The following is a 22937-nucleotide window of genomic DNA, read 5'->3' on the forward strand; positions in this document are numbered from 1 at the left end:
CGAGGTCAGGCCACATACGTCATGTTAAGTTCCTCGAGTGCTGTCACCAGTGCAAACATGTTGTTGTAAGGCTTCATGTGGATGTTGCTCCAGGTCGGACGATCGATGTAGATCTTGCCTTCGGCATTGATCTGCACCAGCGTTCGGTGAATCAGTGTGTCCCGTGAGCGGTGGGCGATGATTTGCAGGCCGTCCTGGGATTGCTCGATCAGGAACATTCCAGGCCTGACCAGCCGCTCCTCGACGGGCAGAGCCAGTTCGGACCGTGCAGGGATGGCCCGGATCGCTCCCGGGATTTCCATTTCCACCAGATAGTCGCTTTTGATCGGCACGGTTTCAGTGCTCAGGCCGCGTCTCATGCTGTCGCCCGGATCGGCTATCACGCCTCTGGATTGGCCGGGTGGAGCATCGGTAACACGAAGGCCTATCCCCGCTTCCAGCTCGGCGATGCCCGGTATGATCTTCTGGTAGGTATTGGCGTGGGTGTTGCCTACCAGGGCGATCCACTTGTGCGTGCCCATGATTTCCTGATGTTTGCGGATGGTGAGGTGGGCAAAGTAATTCATCATCTGCTGGCGAGAGGTGGCGGTTTCTCTGAACAGGCCCTTGAGGTGATAGCTCGCCGAGCAGTCGATGGCACGGATTTCCACGCCGTTCTGCCGCGCCTTGATCACTAACTGCTCGAAGTTGTAGACCCCGCTCGGGTCGGTATGGTGGCCTCTGTCGAGCCTCTTGAGATCATGCAGCAGGGTCTTGTTCATTTGTCCGGTCTCGAAGAACCGGTCCAGATCCGCCTGATGCAGGTCAGCCAGCAGATGCTCCAGATACAGGGTCTTGACCTTCTGCTGCGACAGCAGTGGCAGGTTGTCGATAATCAGCTTTTTGCTGGCCACCGAAGAGTGGGATTCGCCAATCACCACGCCGTCGGTGTGTTGATAAAGCGTCTGCAGAAAGTCCGGCAGCGGGGTCTGGGGCTCGACGCTGGGCATTGTCGGTCGTTTTGGCATTTCGATGCCGGCGAGGTTGCGGGCATCGGCTTGCAGCTTGCTGCGTATCTTGAAGAACTTGTTGCGCACTTCGCTCAGATCGGGGCTCATGAAGAAATAGTGCTGATCCAGTCCTTTATGTTCGAAGTTCGCCAACTGGTAGAGAGTACTTCTGTTCTCCAGAGGGATTTCGTAGGTGGAATTTGCCAGCGACTGCTGAATTGCGTTCGGCGGGTTGTTGGGCGTCCATTGCTCGGGTTCGATACGCACCCAGCCGTCGGCCTCGCTCCAGCGGAACCCGTATTCGCCTGCCCAGAGTTGTACGTTCTCCCGGGTTTGCCTGTTGCCCAGGTCCTTGAACAGGGCCATATCCAGTAATGTGCTCTCGGGGCGCTTCTTTGCCGGCCCCAGAATCAAGGGGTTGGCGAACTCTATCGTGAAGTCGCTGCGGTTTGCCGAATCGATCGATGCATGACCGGCTGCGGCCTTGATCCGCGTCGGGCTGGTGATTGCAGCGTCCTCGATATGAATGCTGGGCACGCCTTCAAGCTCGGCAATACCGGGAACCTGACCGTGGGTAGTCGCCAGCTTTTCATCCAGCAGGGCTATCCAGCGCCTGGATGGGTCGGCCGCCACATCACTGCTGATGAGTTTGTGGCCAAAGAAGTTGCTCATTTTCTGGCTGGCAGCCGCATCGTCGACGGCAGCCGATACGGGGTGCCTGATGAGTGGGTAACTGATCGAGGAACTGAATGGCCTGACTTCGATGCCATGCCTGTGGGCAGCCTTGATCAGATGGTAATAGTCGTACTCTGTCGTCTGGTTATTCAGTGCCTTGTCGTTGATATATTCGAGATGCTCCTTGAGTTCATGAGAGCCGGAACGGGTCTTTCTGCCCAGTTGGCGATAGCGGGCCAGTTTTGGCAGATGCTTGTCGGTGAACAGATGCTCGATATACAGAATTTCCACCCGTTCCTTGGCCAGCAGGGGCATGTTCTGGATGAGCAGACGTTTGCTGGCCACCGACCGGGGTGTTTCGCTCAGGACCAGGCCCTTGCTGTGGGCGAACAGGCTTTCGAACAGCGTGTCGATGTCTGCCCCGTATTCCAGCGTTGGCAATGAGGGGCGCGCCGGCAAGGTCGGGGCAGCGAAAAAGGCATTGGCATCGTGGTAGAGCTTTTCCCTGAGGATGGTGAGCTTCAGGCGCATTTCCCCGAAGTAGCTTTCGAAGTATTGCATCATGCCCAGACCGCTCGGATCGTAGCCTTCCCCGCTGATAATCAGATCCATATGAGGTTGCATGTGCGCCGGCAGCTCGTAATCGCTGAGAGCCGTGCCTGGGTTTTCAATCTCCTCCCGGGGCAATGGTCGGTAGCTCTGTGGGGTGTCACGCCCGCCGCCACGTAATTGCTGGCGGTCGACGAGCTGCCATCTGCCCTGTTCATCCAGGCGTACGGGGCGTTTGCCGAAGAAGGTGAACGGGTTGTCGGGATCGATGATCTGCCAGCAACGCATTTGTGCGTTGTATTGCACCTCGAAGGTCTTGCCGGACAGGTCGATGTAATGTTTGCCATTGACGGTACAGACGCCCTTGGCGTGACCCTCGCCGATACGCGGCACGTTTTTCAGGGAAAGGCGGACTTCAAAGCCCTCATGTATGCCTGCATGAGGCAGTGTTGAGGTGCCGGACACCGAGCCTGACGGCTGCCATGTTCCGTTGCTCCCCGGTTTGACGAATTGCCCGGTGTTGCCGACTTCGCTCGGGGAGTCGCCGAGATTGCGCAGAACCGGGAAGTAGCCGTTGGCGTCCGGTTTGCCGACCAGAAAGGACTCATTGTGCAGGTTTATGGGGTACAGGTCTTCGTAGCGTGACAGCGAAGACGCTCGCTGCAAGGGGCGCAGTGCCGAATCGGGGGGCGGTGGCGGACCTATCTGACGTACTACGCTGCCGAAACCCTTGAGGCCGGAATGCAGATCGCCTGCCGCACCGAAGCTGTTGATCATGGCGGTCAGAATGTAGGCGCTGGCGGTTTCCGTGTCGCCGTCACGCAGCGACTGGAGCGCCCGGACGGTGTCATGCAGGGACAGCAAGGCACCTACGGCAAAACTGGCAGGCGGAAATGGCAGGGTGATAATGGTGGCTATCACTTCGACGCTGACCCAGATCAGTCTGGCCAGCATGTCATTGCGCCCGGTAGTGGTTTCTTCCACATCCCTCAGTTTGCGCAGGATGGGACGATTGAAGCAGGTGTCGGCAAAGTCGGAAATGGATTCCCTGGGCAGAAAGGGGGCCTTGTTGGCATTGCCCTTACGCATGTCGTTGAGAAAGAACGACAGCGTCCTGCCCGATTTCAGGCGGCAACGGTCTTTGTAGTAATCGATCATGCCCGGTGTCTCCAGCGAGTCGGTAAAGCTGCTGAACAGGCGGAACTCGATGCCATCCGGTGCCTGAGGTGTGTAGAGAAGCGACGCCTGCCTGATGGACATGGGAAGAATGGCTATACAGCCTTGCACGGTTTCGATGTGGATCAGGTTGGTGTCGGGAATGACCAGTTTGTCCGAGCCGTCCAGCCCCGAGCCGATAAAGGGTTTGTCGACATGTATCTGCAAGGGGTAAAGCGGGTATTGCGCACGTATCCGGGGTTCGTTCTGGTGGGCGTGGTCGATGGAGTCGCGGAGCCATTGATACTGGGTTGCGTTGATATGCCCTTTGAGCAGGCTGCGCAAGGCTGCTGCTTTCATCTGCAACTGGGTTATCAGCAGGCTGGTCTTGCGGCGGTATTCGTAGCCTTGTGAGCCTGCATTGAGCAGAGTGCGTTTCACGAGAGCGATATAGTCGTCGGCCAGCCATTGATTGCGTACCGACTCTGCGACTTTCTGCGGCGACAGCACGCTGAGGTTCACACCTTCCGGCCCGCTGAACGTTGCATGGGTGTCGGCGGTGCTGCGGATGAGGCTGATGCTGTCGTCATAGCCATTGCGCAGCATATCTGTGTAGGTGACGGTTTCGCGTTCACTGCGGATCACGATCAGGTCGGGATCTACGCTGCCGACCGGCACGCCGAGCAGTTTGCCGATCTGCTGGCTGGCCCGTTCGTGTACATAGGCCTTGAACGGTTGCATGTGGGTATGCGGTTTGGCGTCGTAATTCTTGCGTGCGCCGTTGGCTGCGTCTTCCAGAGCCGTCAGTTCCTGACGCTGTGCAGGGCTGGCCCCTCGATACCAGGATGGCGTGTGACGTTCCTCTTCGGACATCGCCACGCGGACGTGCTGCTCTGCGAGGATGCGCAGCCCCCTGTCAAAGCCCGACAGGCTGACCAGTTGAAGAAAGTCCGGCGAAGGGTGAGGTTTGAGCTTCAGGGCGGCCAGTGTTGCTGCCAGTGTGGCGCGACTCGCCACTTCGATCTGTTGGAGCAGGTAGTCGCTCAGGGGGGCCGAACGGGCCCAGCCGACCAGTTCGTTGCGCAACTGGGTTTCATTGTCGAAGGCCCAGAAGCAGCGGTTTTGCGGCGTGTCGAGCGCGAGCATGATCAGCCGTTCCAGCTGGCCGCCTGTCGTTTCCTGGCGAATCACCAGCAGCTTGCTCACTATCAGGCGGTTCAGCCTGACCTGCTGAATGAGCAGCCGGTAGTCTGTTGTGACCTGTTGCGGGTTCGTCACGGCTTCGACGACCGTGAAATCGGCGGGCTGGATATGGCCCTGCATTTTCGCCGCGTACGCCAGTGCACTGACTTGGCGTCGGGTCAGAAGCTCCATGAGTTGCTGGTTGTATTCTTTGCGAGTCTCGGCCTGCTGAAAGGCGGCGAAGTTCAGGCGCAGGTCCAGTTCGTCGATGACCTTGGCCAGATACGCCGGGGTCAAGGCGGCGTAGTCTGCTGCCAGTGGTGCGCCTTCGAGGCTGAAGGTCGTGTGTTCGAGAAACTCCGAACCCGCCGTGCGGTCGCCAGGGTGCAGGCCGTACAGTGCCAGTTCTGCCAGGGAGCGGGTCACGGTGTAGGGTTCGCCTGTCACGGGAAGGGTGCGCTGAGTGCTTGCCTTGATAGCGCCCGGATCCAGGTCGTAGCCCAGATCGTTGGCCAGCCTCGTGCGCAGTTGTGCCCGGGCAAACTGTTCCGGGGAGGCGGCTGCATTCATGGTGCTGACCGTGACGGTGCGGGCCTGATCGTACTGTCGCAGGCGCTCGGCATAGTCGTTGCGATCCCCCTGACTGGCCATCTTGATCCAGTCCGGCAGGTTGCGGCGATAGCGCCTTTCCAGAGACTCCAGCTCGCGCAGTTCCAGCATGGCACCCGGCCCGAACAGGCCGCGCATGGCAATGGCATTGCGGATCAGTGTCTGGCGTTTTTTCCGCTCATGACCTGTTCCCTGTGTGCAGGCGTAGCGGACATCTTCGTACTGTTTATGCAGCAACCTTTCCATGGCGTAGGTGTAAGGATCGCCCACGATGGGGGTGAGCATCAGGTCGGCGGCAGTGAAGGGCTCGAGGTGCAGATCGGGATCTTCGACTATCGCTGTCAGAACGTCCTGATGGCGCTGCTCCATGCAATTGAGCAGCGCATCTTTCAAGGTCGGGTCATTGAGCCAGTCGCAGAGGGTTTTGCACATGTTTTCCAGACTGCTGAACCCCGTGGCACCGATGCCGGGCAGGACCAGCAGGGTAGGGCCCTGCGGATCCCGGGACATCACCAGAGCCCCCGCCACTTCTGCCTGTTCGTTTTCCTGGACATGTACATGCAAGGCAAAGTTTCTGGCGGCAACCGGCGAAGGGCTATCCGACCGGCGGCGCGATGCTGGCAGGCACGCAAGATACTGTGTGCCGAGGTCGCGCTCGTGGATCTTGATGCTCAGTTCGTCCCGCAGTGCCTGCTGCATGCCGGTCAGAAACTTCTCGTAGCGGGTTCCGTCGGAGGCACTGGGTGCATCCCAGTAATCGTTGATGCGCTGCAGCAGACGGACGGTTTCCTGTTCTTGTCGTGAAGTGTCTGCATCCAGCAGGGCGTCATCGACTGCGGGCAGTGCCTTGAAATCGGTGAGCAGGCTGGTGCTCAGTTCCGAGAGTCTTTTGAGGGCGGCCGAAGCCGCCGGCAAGGTATCGTCGAAGAACCCGGTTGAGGGGGGCAATGTTTCCATCGTGTGTGTTTTCCGTTGAGCACTTCAAGCGCTGGGGTTTGATTGAGGGCCGTCGGGCCACTGTGATACGCCTCAATCAATCAGAAAGGCTGCGCAGCGGAGGTGTAGATAATTATTGGAGGCCAGGTCTGGTGACCTTCTGTTGATGGCACTTGGCTGTATATTCCGATCGGCTTTCAGTCCCCGAGCCAAATCCCCGGTCATTACGCTATAATCGCGCGCTTTAGCTGTCCCTGGCCCGCAGTGCGGGGGGCACACCTTTTCTCGGGCGCATTGCGCCTGCATGCAGACTAAAGAGGCTAGACCCAGTGGCATTGACGATTCTTGGCCTGTCCGGCGCCCTTAGCCATGATCCTTCCGCAGCGCTTTATATCGACGGCAAGCTGATTGCGGCGGCTGAAGAAGAGCGTTTCGTTCGCGATAAACATGCAAAGAACCGCATGCCCTACGAGTCGGCGAAGTTCTGCCTGGAACAGGCAGGTATCAAGCCTTCGGACGTCGATGTGGTAGCGATTCCGTTCGCGCCGATCAGCCTGTTCGGCAAGGCTCGCTGGCACTATGCCAAGCGCTACTGGTACGCACCCGATCGCGCCCTCGACGCCTTGTTGATGGGCAATCGCCGCTACAAGCGCTATCGCAACAAGATCGTCTGGTGTCTCGAACAACTGGGCTTCGATCCGAAAAAGATCAAGATCGAGCCGGTCGAGCACCATCTGGCCCACGCTTCCAGCGCCTACCACTGCTCCGGTTTCAAGGAAAAGACCGCGATCATGGGTATCGACGGCAAGGGTGAGTACGCCACGACCTTCTTCGGCTATGGCGAAAACGGCAAGATCCACAAGATCAAGGAATTCTACGATCCGGATTCCCTGGGCGGCCTGTATGGCGCGATCACCGAATTCCTCGGCTTCGAAATGCTCGACGGCGAGTTCAAGGTCATGGGCATGGCGCCGTATGGCGATGCCAGCAAGTACGACTTCTCGCGTCTGGCGACCTTTGAAAACGGCGAACTGATCATCAATACCGAGCTGGCCAACGTCATCGGCCTGCGTCGCTATAAAGAGAACGGCAAGGGCTTCTACTTCTCGCCGAAGCTGATCGAGTGGCTGGGGCCGAAACGTGTGGGCGATGTGGCCGATGAGCCATACATCCACTACGCCGCCAGCATGCAGGCGCTGTTCGAGAAACTGGCGCTGCAGATGATGGATCACTACCTGGGCGACATCCTCAGGGAAACCGGCAAGATCGCCTTCGCCGGTGGCTGTGCGCTGAACGTGAAGCTGAACCAGCGCATCATTGCCCGCCCGGAAGTGAAAGAGCTGTTCGTCCAGCCTGCCTCCGGCGACGCCGGTACGGCGGTTGGTGCGGCAGCGTACGTGTCTCACGCCCGTGGCGTACCGGTCGAGAAGATGGAGCACGTCTACCTCGGCCCGGCCTACAGCAACGAAGACGTGATCGCGGCCTGCGCCCGTCACCCGAACAAACCGGTCTGGCGCAAGATCGAAAACACGCCTGAGCGCATCGCCAGAATCATGGTCGAAGGCAATCCGGTGGCCTGGTTCCAGGGCCGCATGGAGTTTGGTCCGCGTGCTCTGGGCGGTCGTTCGATCATCGGTTGCCCGAGCGTTCCGGGTGTGGCCAACCGCATCAACGAACAGATCAAGTTCCGCGAGCGCTGGAGGCCTTTCTGCCCGTCGATGCTCGACACCGTGGCTCCCCAGATGATCACCATCGATCACCCTGCGCCGTTCATGACCTTCACCTTCGAAGTGGCTGAAGAGTGGAAGACCCGCGTGCCGGAAGTCGTTCACGAAGACGGCACGTCCCGTGCCCAGGTGCTCAAGCGCGAATACAACCCGCGCTACTACGACATGATGAAGGCACTGGAAAACCTGACCGGCAACGGCGTGTCGCTCAACACCTCGCTCAACCGTCGTGGCGAGCCGATGATCTGTTCGCCGACCGATGCGCTGAACATGTTCTTCGGCTCGGACCTGCAGTACCTGATCATGGAAGACATTCTGGTGGTCAAAGACGGCGTGGATACGTACGAGAATGCCTGAGCCACTGATCAGCGTCGTCATCCCGGCCTACAACTATGCCTTGTTGTTGCCGCGAGCGATTGATTCGGTGCTGTCTCAGTTGGCAGACGATGTTGAACTGGTGGTCGTCAATGACGGCTCCACCGACGACACCCGGCAGGTGCTCGATGACTATCAGGCTCGCCATGCAAGTGGCCTGACCGTGGTACATCAGACCAATGCCGGTGCGGCGGCTGCGCGTAACCATGGGATACGTCTGGCTCGGGGCCGCTATGCCCTGATGCTGGATGCCGATGACGAATTGTTGCCGGATGCGCTGGCCTCGCTGCGCAAGGCAGTCACGGATAACCCTGAAGTCGGGCTGGTGCTGGGTGGGCAGGTTTCTGTCTATCCGGACGGGCGTGAGCGGGTCCGTCAGCCGACGCCGGCTCAGGGCAGTGCGCAGCAGTTGATTCGTCGCTATCTGTTGCAGAAGAAAATCGCGATTTCCCATTGCTGCACTCTGTTGCGGCGGGATCTTCTGCTCCAGCGTCCTTATCCGCAGAGCCTGCGCTCGGGCGAGGATATTCCGGTGTTTGCCTACGTCCTGGTCAGCGCACCCGTTGCGCTGGTTCAGCAGCCGATTGCGCGTATCTACAAGCACGCCGACAGCCTTCGCCATAGCCGGGCCGACGAAGAAAGCGTGGCCACAGGGCTGATCAGAGAAGTATTCGCTCACCTTCCAGACGAATGCAGGTCTCTTCTGCCTCGCTATTCGGCTCAGGTCTATCTCTCGTTGTTCCGCGCCGCTCAACTGGCTGGCGATTACTCCGTAGCGCGTCGCTATTACCTGCGTGCTCTTCGTTTCAGTCCCTTGCAGGCACTGAAGTGGAGTTACGTGCGCAAGGCGCTCAAGTTCGGGAAGCGCTGATGCGCATTCTGGTTCTGACCTGCACGCCGAGAGAGCCCGATAACCGCCAGTTATGGCAGGGGCTCAAGCGCTTTGCCGATGTGGAAGTGCGCTACATCGACCGTGATCAGCACAAGCAGTTGGGGCGTGTCCTGAGCGGGATCGATTTCTCGCTTTATGACCGGGTCGTGCTTGATCTGCTCTTTCGCTATCTGTGCAGACAGGCTCGCCAGCTCAAGTGTATTTCAGGCTTGCTGATCTACGAGGAAGATGCCTGCCAGGAGTTCATTTCCGGCTCTCGGTGGCAGGGAAAGTTTTCCGCTTTCTATCGGAAGATACCTAACGCCAGAGTCATCATGACCGGCTTTCGGGTCGCCGAGCGCTTTCGTGACATGGGCGTCGATGCCCTTTTTCTGGCCAAGGGCTATAACTCGTCCTCGCTATACGCCAGTGGTGCAGAGCGTGATATCGAGCTGGGATTCATCGGTCGCCTGGGCAGCGATACGTACCGTGAGCGGCGTGATTTCCTGCAGCGTGCCGTTGAGCGTCATCAGCTTGAACTCATGCGAACGGCGCCCGGCGATGAGTATCGTGAAGCGCTCAATCGCATCCGGGTCTTTGTCAGTGCCGATATCGGGCTTGGCGAGTACATGGCGAAGAACTTCGAGGCCATGGCTTGTGGCTGTGTATTGCTGGCTTACCGTCAGGGGCAGGGTGAAGAGCAGGCAATCGGTCTGGAGGATGGCGTCAATGCCATGCTCTACGGCAACGAGCAGGAGTTCTCGGAAAAACTGGCACTGCTGCGCAATGATCCCGCGCTGGTTGCCCGTGTCGGGGAGCAGGGGCTGCTTTTTGCACAGCAGTATCTTGATTACTTCAAGCAGTCCGAAGTGGTTTTTCGGCACCTTTCGCAGGACTTCCCGGAGCCTGAAGCCATGAGCCTCTTCGACAGGCTGATGTTCAGGCTCGGACGATAATCGCTCCGGCTTTTCTCAGGACTTTGCCTGATTCGCTGCCACTTCGTAAGCGCGCATGAGTTCTTCCCACGGGAAGTCGGAAATCTTGCTGCGCCGCAGGTAATTCTGCAGATGCTGGAAGTTGCGTCTTACCATCGACTTGCTGAGCGGCTTTCTCTTGAAGCGGGTGTCGAGGAAGTCGATCAGGCCAAAACCCTGGTCGGGCGTGCGCAGCACATTGCCAAGATGCAACGAGCGGAAATAGATACCCCGTTGATGCAGGGAGTGGATGTAGCCGGCAAGTTCGGGCAGCAGGTTCATGAAGGCATCGAACGACTGCTTGTAGAGCGAGTCCAGAGGTGTGCCCGGCAAGGGTTGATAGAGGCATGCGCTGACGCCTTTGGCGGGCTCGACCCAGAACACATCATTGACTTGTGGCGTACTGATGCCGCGTTCGCGCAGGCGGCAGCTTTGCTGATAGAAACGTTGGGCATCGGGGTTCAAGCGAACCAGAAACGGATGGCGCCTGCTGCGAAAAATCTTCAATAGCTCACCGCTGGCAAGGCTGATGACCTTGGGGCCATGGCTGTCTTTTTCCAGAACGGTCCCTTCGGTTAGCCAATCTTGCATTTGGTTCGCTGTTACAATGCGCATCTGTCTCTCTTATGAATGGTACGGGGCGCTTTAATGGCCAGTTCTACCCAGCAGTCAAGCATGAAAATCTATCTGAGATTGTTGAAATACGTGGTCCCCTACTGGAGGGCGTTTGCCGTAAGTATCATCGGCTTTCTGTTGTTCGCCTCCAGCCAGCCCATGCTGGCCGACATGCTCAAACACTTTCTCAATGCCCTGCAGGAGCCGGACGGCAGCAAATTTCTCGGTGTGTCTCTGATTCTGGGGGTACCGCTGCTGATTGTACTCATTGCGGTCTACCAAGGCATAGGCTCATTTTTGGGCAACTATTACCTGGCCAAAGTGGCTCGCGGCGTGGTTCATGACCTGCGCTGCTCCCTGTTCGATAACCTGCTGACGCTGCCGAACCGCTATTTCGACAACCACAACTCGGGCCACCTGATCTCGCGTATCACCTACAACGTGACCATGGTCACGGGTGCCGCCACCGATGCAATCAAAGTGGTGATTCGCGAAGGCCTGACGGTTGTCTTCCTGCTTGCTTACCTGCTGTACAGCAACTGGAAAATGACCCTGGTCATGCTGGCCATCCTGCCAGTCATCGCGATCATGGTCAGCAGCGCCAGCAAGAAATTCCGCAAGCAGAGCAAGAAGATCCAGGAAGCCATGGGTGACGTTACCCATGTGGCGTCCGAAGCTATCCAGGGTTACCGGGTCGTGCGCAGCTTCGGCGGCGAAACCTACGAGAAGCAGCGTTTTCATGACGCCAGCGCCAGCAACATGAACCGCAGCCTGGGGATGACCCGCACGCAGTCCATCTACACCCCCATGCTGCAACTGGTCATTTATGTGGCGATGGCGATCCTGATGTATCTGGTGCTGTACATGCGTGGTGACTCCTCTGCTGGCGAACTGATCGCCTACATCACTGCGGCAGGTCTGCTGCCAAAGCCGATTCGTCAGCTTTCGGAAGTGAGTGCGACCATCCAGAAAGGCCTGGCGGCTGCCGAAAACATTTTCGAGCAACTGGACGAAGAGCCCGAGGTGGATAGCGGTACACGCGAGCAGGAGAATATCTCCGGTCGTCTGGAAGTACGTAACCTGACGTTCTCCTACCCCAATGTCGAAACGCCTGTGCTCAAGGATATTTCCTTCACCGCCGAGCCTGGAAAGATGGTCGCGCTGGTAGGGCGTTCGGGTAGCGGGAAATCCACACTGGCCAACCTGATTCCGCGTTTCTACCATCACAGCGAGGGGCAGATCCTTCTCGATGGCATCGATGTCGAAGATTACAAACTGCACAATCTGCGTCAGCACATCGCTCTGGTGAACCAGCAGGTCACCCTGTTCAACGATACCGTCACCAACAACATCGCCTACGGTGATCTGGCCGGTGCGCCCATCGAAGATGTGCAAAAGGCTGCCGAAGCTGCCTATGCCGCCGAGTTCATCGTGCAGATGCCTCAGGGCTATGAAACCCTGGTGGGCGAGAACGGTGTTCTGCTGTCCGGCGGACAGCGTCAGCGTCTGGCGATTGCTCGGGCACTGCTCAAGAATGCGCCGCTGCTGATCCTCGACGAAGCGACTTCTGCACTCGATACCGAGTCCGAGCGCCATATCCAGGCAGCACTGGATGAAGTGGTGAAGGGGCGTACGACGCTGGTCATCGCTCACCGCCTGACGACCATCGAAAAGGCCGATCTGATCCTGGTCATGGACCGCGGGCAGATTGTCGAGCGCGGTACCCATGAGCAATTGCTTGCACTCAATGGTTACTACGCACGTCTTCACGAGAAGGATTTCAAGGAAGAAAGCGAGGGCGTTACAGGAGGCGCCCTTTGATTCTCGGGCACCTTCGCAGTTGGCGTGAACGTGGCTGGACCCCCATCGATGCAGGCGAGTATGCCCGGGTCTGGGAGCGTTATGGTGGCAGTGTTGCCACCCATCCTCAGGTCATCGAACGATTGTCATCGCTGGTCGGTATTCCTGTGCGCTACCTGGGCGTAGTGCGCGATGGCCAGACGATTGCCGGCCTGCCTGCCTGGGGGCGTCATATTGCGCTTTCGCGTGATGTCACCAAGCGCAAGGGATTGCGTGGCATGTTCGATCTGGGCAACTCCGAGATCATCCTGCCCGTGGCGGCGGATTGCACTGTGCCGGTACGGCACCGCATGCGCTATGTCTCGGAGCTCAACAGTGGCCGGATCGGCAATCTGCGCCTTCAGTCCGAAGGTCTGGCGATGGCTCGTCGCCCCGAGGAGTACAGCAAGAAGTTTCGTTACAACCAGCGGCGCGAGCAGCGTCTGCTGGAGGAAGCTGGCGGTCTGATCCGCCCGATGAATGAGCTGACCTCCGCGGAACAGGCATCGATCTACGCAGACCTGTTCCACAAGCGCTGGGGTTTCGACGTGCCCGGCAAGGATCATCTGACCGAGGTGTTTTCCCTGTTGCGGGAATTCATGACCGGTTCGGTTGTGTATGTTGCCGACCGTCCCGCGGCCATACAGGTGCTCTATCGTGTCGAGGCTCCTGAATGGGTCAGTCTCGAATACGTCAATGGCGGTGTCGATCCGCAGTTCAACGAGCTGAGTCCTGGCAGTGTCCTGAGCTTTGTGAACACGCAGACGCAGTGGGAGTACGCAGATTCCCTGGGCAAGCCATTGCGTTATTCGTTCGGTCGCGCAGACCGGGAATACAAAAGCCGCTGGTGTAACACGCACCCGGTTTATCAGATTTAAAGAAGAGGGCTGCCATGAACGGGCGTAAGGACGAGTTGCTTAAGCGCCACAGGCGACGCAAGCGTTACCTGGCCGTTTCAGTGCTGATTGCACTGGTGCTGGTAGGGGTTCTTGTCAAATGGTGGGTGCCGTTCGTACTTGTGCTTCTGGCCTGGGTGGCCCACGAAGCCTGGTTTGCCGACCACCTGTTCTACGCGCCTGACAGTGACTATTGCCACGACTTTCCTGACAGCGCCCGGGTCATTGAAGTCGGGTTGCGCAATGGCGTCCTGCAACTGCCGAATGGAGCATCGCTGGCAGGCAGCGATACCCTGATTCTGGCTGTTGAACTGAAAGCCAACTGGCTGGGACGCTGGCTTGATCCTTATGTGCAGGTGGGCAACGACCGGCAGGATTTCGAGCGCAGGGTTGCAGGCAGGCGCTATCTGAATCTGACAGGCCAGCAAGCGGCATTGATGGACGGGACGCTTTCGCTTGTGCCCTGTCGCTGCAAGGCCGTTGGTCCGCTCACGCTTTATGCCATGAGTCATCCCGATTACAGCGCTCAATCGATTCTGGTGCTGGCCCCCCATGCCGATGATGCAGAGCTTGCGGCCTTCGGCCTTTACAGTCGCGCACCTGACGCCGCGATCATGACCCTGACCCAGGGCGAGATAGAAGCCGAGAGTTATCGTCGCTTTGGTCTGGACGCCGAGCAGTCCGCAGTGCTCAAGGGACGTTTGCGGACCTGGGACAGCCTGGCCGTGCCCTTGTGGGGCGGTGTGGCGCAGGATCATTGTGTCCAGTTGGGTTATTACTGCCTGCGTCTGGCCGAAATGCAGGAGCAGCCGAGCGTGCCGTTCGGCTCCCGCGAGTCGGGGGAGAGCGATATTCGCCTCTGGCGCAAGGCCTCGGCCTTTGCTCTGCCTTCCGAGGCCGACGGTCTTGCGACCTGGAACAATCTGGTGGCTGATATTGTGCGTGTTCTGGAACATTTCAGACCACAAGTAGTTGTCACGCCGCACCTGGAGCTGGATCCTCACCGTGACCATGTCGCCGCGACCCGGGCCTTGCTGCAGGCTATCGAATCGAGCGAATGGCGACCCGAAACATTGTTGTTGTATGCCAATCACCTGCATGACAATGATCGCTGGCCCATGGGGCCGGCAGATTACGGAATGGCCTTGCCACCGGCGACCACGCCGATGACACCATTGGCGGTCTGCAGCATCCTGCTGGATGATGCGCAACGCATTGACAAGGCCATGGCCCTGGCCATGCAGCATGACCTGCAGGACCCGCTGCCTTTCAAGAAGCAGGTTCGGCGCTGGATTCAGCAGTTACTGGCTGGCAGGCGCTGGCCTGTTACAGGCAGTAACGAGTTTTTCCGCAAGGCTGTGCGGCGTCATGAGCTGTTCTGGGTGCAGGATGTCAAACCTCGCACCAGCGCTGAAAAGGTATAGCTGTTTGCTAGCGTCTTGAGCCAAATTGGCTATGTTATGATCCGCGTCGTTTTTTGCCCCTGGAGTTTCCATGAAGTTGTCCATGCCGCGTTTCGATCAAGCGCCTGTCCTTGTGGTCGGCGATGTCATGCTCGACCGTTACTGGCATGGTGGTACCTCACGGATCTCTCCTGAGGCACCGGTGCCGGTCGTCAAGGTCGATCAGATCGAAGACCGTCCCGGCGGTGCTGCCAACGTTGCTCTGAACATCGCCGCTCTGGGTGCGCCTGCTGCCTTGGTCGGCGTGACCGGTGAAGACGAAGCCGCCGAAAGCCTGGCCAACAGCCTGAAGGCTGCCGGTGTGCGTGCGCACTTCCAGCGCATCGCCCATCAGCCGACCATCGTCAAGCTGCGGGTCATGAGCCGTCACCAGCAATTGCTGCGCATCGACTTTGAAGAACCCTTCATGACCGACGCCCTGGCCTTGAGCGTGGAGGTCGATACCCTGCTCGATGGCATCAAGGTGCTGGTCCTGTCCGACTACGGCAAGGGCGCCCTGAAAAACCATCAGGTGCTGATCAAGGCGGCGCGCGATCGGGGCATCCCGGTGCTGGCCGATCCCAAGGGCAAGGACTTTGCCATCTACCGTGGTGCCAGCCTGATTACCCCGAACCTGAGCGAGTTCGAAGCCATCGTCGGTCATTGTGTCGACGAGAGCGATCTGGTCGCCAAGGGCGCGAAACTGATGAACGAGCTGGAGCTGGGTGCATTGCTGGTCACTCGCGGCGAGCACGGCATGACCCTGCTGCGTCTCGACCATGCGCCCTTGCATCTGCCTGCCCGCGCCCGTGAAGTATTCGATGTGACCGGTGCTGGCGATACGGTCATTTCCACCCTGGCGGCTGCCATTGCCGCTGGCGAAGACTTGCCGCATGCCGTGGCTCTGGCGAATCTGGCGGCGGGTATCGTCGTCGGCAAGCTGGGAACTGCGGCGATCAGCGCTCCTGAACTGCGCCGCGCCATTCAGCGTGAAGAAGGCTCCGAACGAGGTGTTCTGGGGCTGGAGCAACTGCTGCTGGCCATTGACGACGCTCGTGCCCATCAGGAGAAGATCGTCTTCACCAACGGCTGCTTCGACATTCTGCATGCAGGCCATGTGACCTATCTGGAGCAGGCCCGCGCCCAGGGTGATCGACTGATCGTCGCGATCAATGACGATGCTTCCGTCAGCCGTCTGAAAGGCCCCGGTCGTCCGATCAACAGCGTTGACCGCCGTATGGCCGTGCTGGCCGGTCTGGGCGCGGTGGACTGGGTGATCAGCTTCCCTGAAGGCACGCCCGAAAACCTGCTGCGCCACGTCAAGCCGGACGTGCTGGTCAAGGGCGGCGACTACGGAATCGATCAGGTGGTCGGTGCCGAAATCGTCCAGGCCTATGGCGGCGAAGTGAAGGTGCTGGGACTGGTGGAAAACAGCTCGACCACCGCGATTGTCGAGAAAATCCGCGGCCAGTGATCGGCGGCGAACGATGTGGGAGCGAATGAATTCGCTCCCACAAGCTATTTAGCGAAAGGCTATTTACTCAGGCTCTTGCGCGCCATTTGCAGTAACTCCCTGGCCTTGCCGGTCAGGTTCTTGAGGCCGCTCTTTCTGGGCGGTGGCGTCAGGCCCTGTTGCCGCAGCCAGTCTTTCCAGCGAATCCGCTCTTCGTGTACCACCCAGCCATCCTGGGCGGCGAAGCTTTCTGCCAGATACAGACCGCGTGTACTGACCGGTGCGAGCTTGTCCTGCTTGAGGGTATAAAGCTCGGGCAGCGGCACTCCGTTTTCCAGGGGCATCAGGTACAGGTCGGGCTTGCTGCGATTCAGGCGGGCGACCAGTTGTTCCTTTTCCAGGGTTTCATCCACATGAAACAGGCTCAGGGGGCGTGCTTCCTTGGGAATCTCCAGGCGCATGTCGTAGATCAGTTGCAGTGACGCGGTCGGTAAATGCACGTAGGCGCGCGGGCGCTCGATCAGGGTCATGCTGCCGCAACGCACCGGACGTGCCGCGCCCGACAGTGAACTCAGCCGAAAAGGCATGGCTTCGCGATAGTGCAACGCCGCCGCATAAGGTGCCGGTAGCCAGGTGTCGTTGAAGCGTCCGCTCAGCCAGCCCTGGGGCGTTTCGATCAGGCACTCTTCAGCGACTTCCTGAATGGCGGTGTGCAGCGGCAGGGTGATTTCGTGAGCCGGGACATAGCCGGAGATCAGCTTGAGAACCACATCGCCGCGGTCCTGGCGTCGTTGCCTGACCAACACCCAGTAATCGCGGTTCTGCCAGTTCAGGGTCAGCCGTATCGATACGCCCAGGTTGGCCAGTTCGGTGGCGAAGCGTTCGTTGTCCGGCACTTCGATCTTGCGGCGACGCTGCAGGGTCTGGGAAAAATTCAACGGCATCCCGACGCTCTGATAACTCAGGCTGTCGGGAGTGGCTTCGACGAATAACGGCAGGGTCTTGAAGTCGCTGGGGTTTTTCCTGATCAGGGTTCGCGGCATATCGGCTCCTTCTTGCGTTGGGGTCGGCCGCCTGCATTAGGCTGGACGGCTAATCACGGCGGCTGCACATGCAACGTTGTGAGCCAGATGCAGGGGATTGATGGTCCCGACAATAGCACTGGCAACACCCGGATGTTCAAACAGCAACTGAAAACTGGCCTGGACCGGGTCGACTCCTGGGTTCAGACATATGTGACCGCTGGCGAGGGCCTTTTTCACCAGAATTCCTTTGCCATGAGCGGCAGCGTAGTCCAGAACCGGTTTTTCACCCTGTTCGTTGAGATTGTAGGTGACCATCGCACAGTCGCCTTCGCGCAATGCCAGCAGGCCTCCTTCGACAGTCTTGCCGGAAAAACCGAAACCACGGATCTTGCCTTCGCGCTTGAGCTCGGCAAGGGTCTGATAGACCTCTGTATCGTTGAGAATCGCCAGATCGTTGCCGTCGGAATGCACCAGAACCAGATCGATGAAATCGGTTTCAAGACGTTTCAGGCTGCGCTCCACCGACAAGCGTGTGTGTGTGGCACTGAAGTCATGGCTCGACTGGCCGTTCTCGAACTCCTCGCCCACCTTGCTGACAATCACCCAGTCCTGGCGCTGGCCGCGCAGCAGCGGACCGAGACGTTCTTCGCTGGTGCCGTAGGCCGGAGCGGTGTCGATCAGATTGATGCCCATGTCACGGGCCATCTTCAAGAGCATCTGCGCTTGCTGATCGTCAGGGATCGTGAAGCCGTTGGGGTACTTCACGCCTTGATCCCGACCCAGTTTGACGGTGCCCAGGCCCAGCGGGGAAATGCTCAGGCCGGTGCTGCCCAGCGGGCGATGCAGGTCGTGCAGGGTTTTCACAGTCATGGCAGCAGTTGATCCCAGACAGGTGTCGCCAGAGGCGGCAAGGGGAGGTCGTCGATGGCGGGTTGTGGCGTCGGCTGGATGCCATCCTTCGCCAGTGCGGCCAGCACGCGATCGGCAAAATCCGGTGCCAGTGCCAGTTTGGTCGGCCAGCCAATCATGAGGTTCTGCTGGACATCCACAAAGGCGTTGTCCGGACGTACCAGACCCGACTGAGCCGGTTCTGCGCGGTCGACGCGCAAGGTTGCCCATTGCGCCTGGCTCAGATCGATCCACGGCAGCAGCGATTCAAGCTCCTTGCGGGCCGCTGCGATCTGGGCAGCGGGCTCGCGTGCCACGCCATCGGCTTCGGCAAGATCGCCACCCAGATACCAGACCCACTGGCCATCGGCTGCCGGATGAGTGGTGACGGTAATGCGCGGCTTGGGGCCGCCGCCGAGGCAATGGGCGTACAGCGGTTTCAGGGTCGGGCCTTTGACCAGCACCATATGCAGCGGGCGGCGCTGCATCTGTGGCTGAGAAACACCCAGCGCTTCAAGCAGGTCGGCATTGCCGGCACCCGCGCTGAGCACCACGCGCCGGGCGCGGATTTCCCGGCCATCCACCCGCAAACCTGCCAGCTCGCCGTTTTCCCTCAGGGGTTCGATCTGCTGACCGGCAAGCAGACTGTCGCCGGCCAGTTCGGCCAGGCGTGCGATCAGGCTGGGGACATCGACCACCAGTTCTGCCAGTCGGTATACCTTGCCTTTGAATCTGGGGTTTTGCAGCGCGGGCGGCAGTTGATCGCCCTTGACCTGATCCACGCGTCCGCGCACTGCCTTGCTGGCGAAAAAGCTGGTCAGGTTGCCGGCGAGGGTGCCGGGCGACCATAAATAGTGGGCCTCGGACAGCAGGCGTACACCGGACAGATCCAGCTCGCCCGTGCCATCAAGCGCTTCACGCCAGCGGCGCGGCATGTCGGCAATCGCTTCGGAGGCACCCGACAGCGCACCATGCAGTGCGTACTTGGCACCGCCATGGATGATGCCCTGGGACTTCAGGCTTTGTCCGCCACCCAGGTTCGCGCTTTCTACCAGCACTGTCGAGAATCCTTGACGACGCAACCGGGCATTGAGCCAGAGGCCGGCAATACCGCCCCCGACAATCAGGACGTCAGTGGAAATAACAGATGGCATGGGCACCTCAGTGGCGTGAAGAATGGGCCATTATAGAGGAACGGGATTTCAATGCCCGGCGGTTTTCGAGAACAACTGGATGACCACCACCCCGAGCACGATCATGCCCATGCCCAGCAGGGCTGGAAGATCCAGCTTCTGTCCGTAGATGAAGAACGCCGCAACGCTCACCATGACGATCCCCATGCCCGACCAGATGGCATAGGTAATGCCCACCGGGATCGTGCGCATCACCAGGATCAGCATCCAGAAGGCAATGCCGTAGCCGACAATCACCAGCAGCAACGGCAATGGCGTGCTCAGGCCTTTGACGGCTTTCATGGAAGTGGTGGCGACGACTTCGGCGCAGATCGCGATGGCCAACAGATAGTAGGCAGGCATGGTGTCTCTCCTTTCAAGGCTGCGTATCTTAGCGATTTCTTCAAGCGGCCACGGCACTCCATGCGCCGTGGGCAAGTGTGTTCACGCCTGCATGAGGTCGTGGCTTTGATGAGGCGTGCTGATAAACTCCGCGCCCATGAATAGAACTCTTTATACCCTGCTGTTTCATCTTGGCCTGCCGCTGGTTGCTCTGCGGCTCTGGTTGCGCGCGCGCAAGGCTCCGGCATACCGCCAAAGAATCGGTGAACGTTTCGCTGTCGGTCTGCCTGTGATGCAACGCGGCGGTATCTGGGTGCATGCGGTGTCGGTGGGCGAGAGCATTGCTGCTGCCCCCATGATTCGTGCCTTGCTGGCCCAATACCCCGAGTTGCCGATTACTGTGACCTGCATGACTCCCACAGGTTCGGAGCGTATCAAGGCGCTGTTCGCCAGCGAGCCACGCATCCAGCACTGCTATCTGCCCTATGACCTGCCATGGGCCGCAGGCCGGTTTCTGGATCATGTCCAGCCTCGCCTCGGGATCATCATGGAAACCGAGTTGTGGCCCAATCACATTCACCAGTGCTCCAAACGCAATATTCCTGTGGTGCTTGCCAATGCGCGGCTGTCGGAGCGTTCGGCTCGCGGCTATGCGCGTTTTGCCGGGCTGACCCGCCCGATGCTGGCAGCCATGAGCTGGTTTGCCGTGCAGACCGAAGCGGAAGCCCGGCGCTTTCGTGATCTTGGGGCGCGTCCCGAATGCGTGGCGGTGACTGGCTCGATCAAGTTCGATTTGAGCATCGACCCACAGTTGTTGGAGCGGGCGGCGCAGTTGCGCGAGCAATGGCAGGCCACGCATCGCCCGGTGTGGATCGCGGCCAGCACCCATGCTGGCGAAGACGAAAGCGTACTGGCGGCCCATCGTCAGTTGCTGTCGAGCCATCCCGATGCCTTGTTGATTCTGGTCCCGCGTCATCCCGAGCGTTTCGACAGCGTGCATGAGTTGTGTCAGCAGCAAGGCTTCACCACGGTAAGGCGTTCGTCCGGGCAGGCAGTTACCCCGGATACTTCGGTGCTGCTGGGCGACACCATGGGTGAACTGCTGTTTCTGTATGCCCTGGCAGACAGCGCCTTCGTCGGCGGCAGTCTGGTGCCCAATGGTGGACACAACCTGCTCGAACCCGCTGCACTGGCCAGGCCGGTTATCAGTGGCCCGCACCTGTTCAACTTTCTGGAAATTGCCGCGTTGCTGCGTCAGGCCGGAGCGCTGGAAGAGGTGGGCGATTCGGCTGCGCTGGCAGTGGCCGTGCAACGGCTGTTCGATCAGCCACAACTGGCGCGCAGCATGGCGGATGCCGGTCTTGGGGTGATGAAGGCCAATCAGGGGGCGTTGCAGCGTCTGCTGGATGGAATTGCCCAGCGTGTGTAGGAGCGAATTCATTCGCGAATAAATTCGCTCCCACGGGGCGGGAGCTAAAGAGGTTTTAGCGCTGTGCCGGCTTCTCGAAATTCTTCTGCGCCGCTGCGGCCAGATCCGGTGGCAGGAAGTCCTTGTCCGGGTTGTAGTCGGATTTCAGATAGCGCGACAGGTCCTGCAGGTCTCCCGGGCTCAGGGTGCCGGCAGCCTGTTTCAGACGCAGGTTATCGATGATGTAGTCATAGCGGGTGTTGTTGTAGTTACGCACCGAGGCATAGAGCTGGCGCTGGGCATCGAGTACGTCGACGATATTGCGGGTGCCGACCTGATAGCCGATTTCCGTGGCTTCCAGGGCGCTCTGGTTGGAGATGATCGACTGCTTGCGAGCCTGCACCTGTTCCACATCGGTATTCACGGCACGGTGCAGGTTGCGGGTGTTCTCCACCACCTGGCGGCGCAGGCTTTCACGGCGCTGCTCGCTCTGGGTCAGGCGTGAGTAGGCTTCGCGAACCTGCGAGCTGGTCAGGCCGCCGCTGTAGATCGGGATATTCAACTGCACGCCGATGCTGCGTTGCTCCACATCGCCGCCATAATTGCGACCCGTGTAGTTGGGGTTACTGAAACCCAGTGCGTCGTTGTCGCCGCGCTGGTAAGTGGCGACCGCATCAAGGGTCGGCGCATGACCGGCCTTGCGCTGGCGCAGGATTTCTTCGGCTGCGCTGACGGCATAGTTGCTGGCCAGCAGGTTCAGGTTCTGTTGCGCTGCGGTATCGACCCAGGCCTTGGCATCGTTGGGGATCGGCGCCAGCACCGGCAAGGTGTGGACGATGCCTTCGATGGAGTTGTATTCGCGATTGGTCAGTGTCACCAGTGCCTGAAAGGCATCGTCCACCTGACGCTTGGCAATGATCCGGTTGGCCCGTGCAGTGTCGTAACTGGCCTGGGCCTGCAGCACATCGGTCTTGTCGGAAAGGCCGACATCGAAACGTTCGTTGGCCTGATCCAACTGGCGCTTGAAAGCGGCTTCTTCGGCCTTGGTCGACGCCAGGTTGTCCTGGGCGCGCAATACCGCGAAGTAACTCTGGGCCGACTCCAGGATCAGGTTCTGCTCGGTGGCCGAGAGTTCCAGTGCTGCCTGTTCGTTGACGGCTTCGGCAGCCTGCAACTGGAACCAGCGGTCGGCGCGGAAGATCGGCTGACTCAGGGTCGCCTGATAGACCGTGCCGCTGCGGGTCGCAATGGCTCTGGGCTGATCGATGCTGGTACGGGTGTTGTTGCTCTGTGCGCCTGCCGAAAGATTGGGCAGCAAGCCGGCGCGAGCCTGGGGTACGACTTCCTTGCGGGCGTCGTAATCGGCGCGGGCAGCCGCAAGGTCGGCATTGTTGTCCACGGCCTGTTGATAGACGTTGACCAGTCCTGTCTTGGTCGGAAGGGGCGCATCCGCAGCCAGGGCCTGTACGCTGCCGGCACACGACACGGCAATGACCAACGAAAGTTTGCGCAACATGAGGCATTCCCTGTTCATGGTAATGATGCCGGTTTGATGCAAAACCGGGTTAGCGAGTGTAGAGCCAGTTGTTGAGCGCAACAATCGGCTATTAGCCATTTATCGATGGCGGCATAAATAGGCTGGTGTTTGCAGGGCCGACCATCATAGACTTGCGACGTTCTTGTCGGGGTGCCTTGCTGTGAGGCTGAGATCGGTTAAACCGGATCCCGTTGAACCTGATCAGGTTAGCGCCTGCGTAGGGAACAAGATTTCTCGTCTCCCGGCGAGTCCTCTTGAGTGTCGTCCGGGGTCGATTG

Annotated in this window: 15 protein-coding genes and 1 riboswitch; of the genes, 8 read left to right on the forward strand and 7 right to left on the reverse strand. The window is 59.4% G+C overall.

Translation table 11 applies throughout. The features are described 5' to 3' along the window. Positions 1–5: 5 nt before the first annotated feature. Positions 6–6116: a membrane-targeted effector domain-containing toxin gene (locus JSY17_RS07430; protein ID WP_206401525.1), complete on the reverse strand. Its 6111-nt coding sequence runs from the start codon at positions 6114–6116 to the stop codon at positions 6–8. A gap of 308 nt (positions 6117–6424) precedes the next feature. Here JSY17_RS07430 and JSY17_RS07435 point away from each other — a divergent pair, with 308 nt between their 5' ends. Genes JSY17_RS07435 through JSY17_RS07445 form a run of 3 tightly spaced genes read left to right on the forward strand, consistent with a single transcriptional unit; the run spans position 6425 to position 10024 of the window. Next, the gene (locus tag JSY17_RS07435) at positions 6425–8179 is read left to right on the forward strand and encodes a carbamoyltransferase family protein (protein ID WP_117167278.1); all 1755 of its coding nucleotides are present in this window, start codon (positions 6425–6427) and stop codon (positions 8177–8179) included. Beyond that, complete coding sequence (locus JSY17_RS07440; RefSeq protein ID WP_117181673.1) at positions 8172–9068, forward strand: glycosyltransferase family A protein; 897 nt, start codon at positions 8172–8174, stop codon at positions 9066–9068. Before JSY17_RS07435 ends, JSY17_RS07440 begins: the two co-directional genes overlap by 8 nt. Continuing rightward, a complete protein-coding gene (locus JSY17_RS07445; RefSeq protein WP_206401524.1) occupies positions 9068–10024 on the forward strand; it encodes a glycosyltransferase family protein in 957 nt (318 codons plus the stop codon). The genes JSY17_RS07440 and JSY17_RS07445 overlap by 1 nt, the downstream gene beginning before the upstream one ends. A 15-nt stretch (positions 10025–10039) precedes the next feature. Here the strand turns inward: JSY17_RS07445 and JSY17_RS07450 are convergent, their stop codons facing one another. After that, positions 10040–10633: a lipopolysaccharide kinase InaA family protein gene (locus JSY17_RS07450; RefSeq protein ID WP_232849326.1), complete on the reverse strand. Its 594-nt coding sequence runs from the start codon at positions 10631–10633 to the stop codon at positions 10040–10042. Between the two features lie 57 nt (positions 10634–10690). On the opposite strand from JSY17_RS07450, the gene msbA reads away from it, so the two are divergent. The 4 genes from msbA (at position 10691) to hldE (ending at position 16308) form a co-directional block, all read left to right on the forward strand. Continuing rightward, on the forward strand, positions 10691–12478 hold the full coding sequence (msbA, locus tag JSY17_RS07455; RefSeq protein ID WP_117181668.1) for a lipid A export permease/ATP-binding protein MsbA: 1788 nt from the start codon (positions 10691–10693) through the stop codon (positions 12476–12478). Then, complete coding sequence (locus tag JSY17_RS07460; RefSeq protein ID WP_122371018.1) at positions 12478–13374, forward strand: GNAT family N-acetyltransferase; 897 nt, start codon at positions 12478–12480, stop codon at positions 13372–13374. The genes msbA and JSY17_RS07460 overlap by 1 nt, the downstream gene beginning before the upstream one ends. Before the next feature lie 14 nt (positions 13375–13388). Continuing rightward, on the forward strand, positions 13389–14816 hold the full coding sequence (locus tag JSY17_RS07465) for a PIG-L deacetylase family protein (RefSeq protein ID WP_201012869.1): 1428 nt from the start codon (positions 13389–13391) through the stop codon (positions 14814–14816). A gap of 70 nt (positions 14817–14886) precedes the next feature. After that, positions 14887–16308, forward strand: coding sequence for a bifunctional D-glycero-beta-D-manno-heptose-7-phosphate kinase/D-glycero-beta-D-manno-heptose 1-phosphate adenylyltransferase HldE (hldE, locus tag JSY17_RS07470; protein ID WP_117181665.1), 1422 nt, complete (start codon positions 14887–14889; stop codon positions 16306–16308). A gap of 59 nt (positions 16309–16367) precedes the next feature. Here the strand turns inward: hldE and JSY17_RS07475 are convergent, their stop codons facing one another. The 4 genes from JSY17_RS07475 to JSY17_RS07490 are packed head-to-tail and all read right to left on the reverse strand — an operon-like array spanning position 16368 to position 19735. Then, positions 16368–17330, reverse strand: coding sequence for a metal ABC transporter ATPase (locus JSY17_RS07475; protein ID WP_117167285.1), 963 nt, complete (start codon positions 17328–17330; stop codon positions 16368–16370). Between the two features lie 36 nt (positions 17331–17366). Next, positions 17367–18182 carry an aldo/keto reductase gene (locus JSY17_RS07480; protein ID WP_206401523.1) on the reverse strand — a complete coding sequence of 272 codons (816 nt, stop codon included), beginning with the start codon at positions 18180–18182 and terminating at the stop codon, positions 17367–17369. Next, positions 18179–19354, reverse strand: coding sequence for an NAD(P)/FAD-dependent oxidoreductase (locus JSY17_RS07485; protein WP_117181663.1), 1176 nt, complete (start codon positions 19352–19354; stop codon positions 18179–18181). The genes JSY17_RS07480 and JSY17_RS07485 overlap by 4 nt, the downstream gene beginning before the upstream one ends. A 48-nt stretch (positions 19355–19402) precedes the next feature. Continuing rightward, complete coding sequence (locus JSY17_RS07490) at positions 19403–19735, reverse strand: DMT family transporter (RefSeq protein WP_117167288.1); 333 nt, start codon at positions 19733–19735, stop codon at positions 19403–19405. A gap of 136 nt (positions 19736–19871) precedes the next feature. Here JSY17_RS07490 and waaA point away from each other — a divergent pair, with 136 nt between their 5' ends. Continuing rightward, entirely contained in the window at positions 19872–21143 is a 1272-nt protein-coding gene (gene waaA / locus JSY17_RS07495) for a lipid IV(A) 3-deoxy-D-manno-octulosonic acid transferase (protein WP_206401522.1), read from the forward strand. Between the two features lie 55 nt (positions 21144–21198). Here waaA and JSY17_RS07500 read toward each other — a convergent pair whose 3' ends face one another. Then, positions 21199–22638 carry a TolC family outer membrane protein gene (locus JSY17_RS07500; RefSeq protein WP_206401521.1) on the reverse strand — a complete coding sequence of 480 codons (1440 nt, stop codon included), beginning with the start codon at positions 22636–22638 and terminating at the stop codon, positions 21199–21201. Between the two features lie 157 nt (positions 22639–22795). Continuing rightward, positions 22796–22900: riboswitch (TPP riboswitch) on the forward strand. Positions 22901–22937 lie beyond the last annotated feature (37 nt).

Source organism: Pseudomonas capsici (assembly GCF_017165765.1).
Classification (GTDB): Bacteria; Pseudomonadota; Gammaproteobacteria; order Pseudomonadales; family Pseudomonadaceae; genus Aquipseudomonas; species Aquipseudomonas capsici.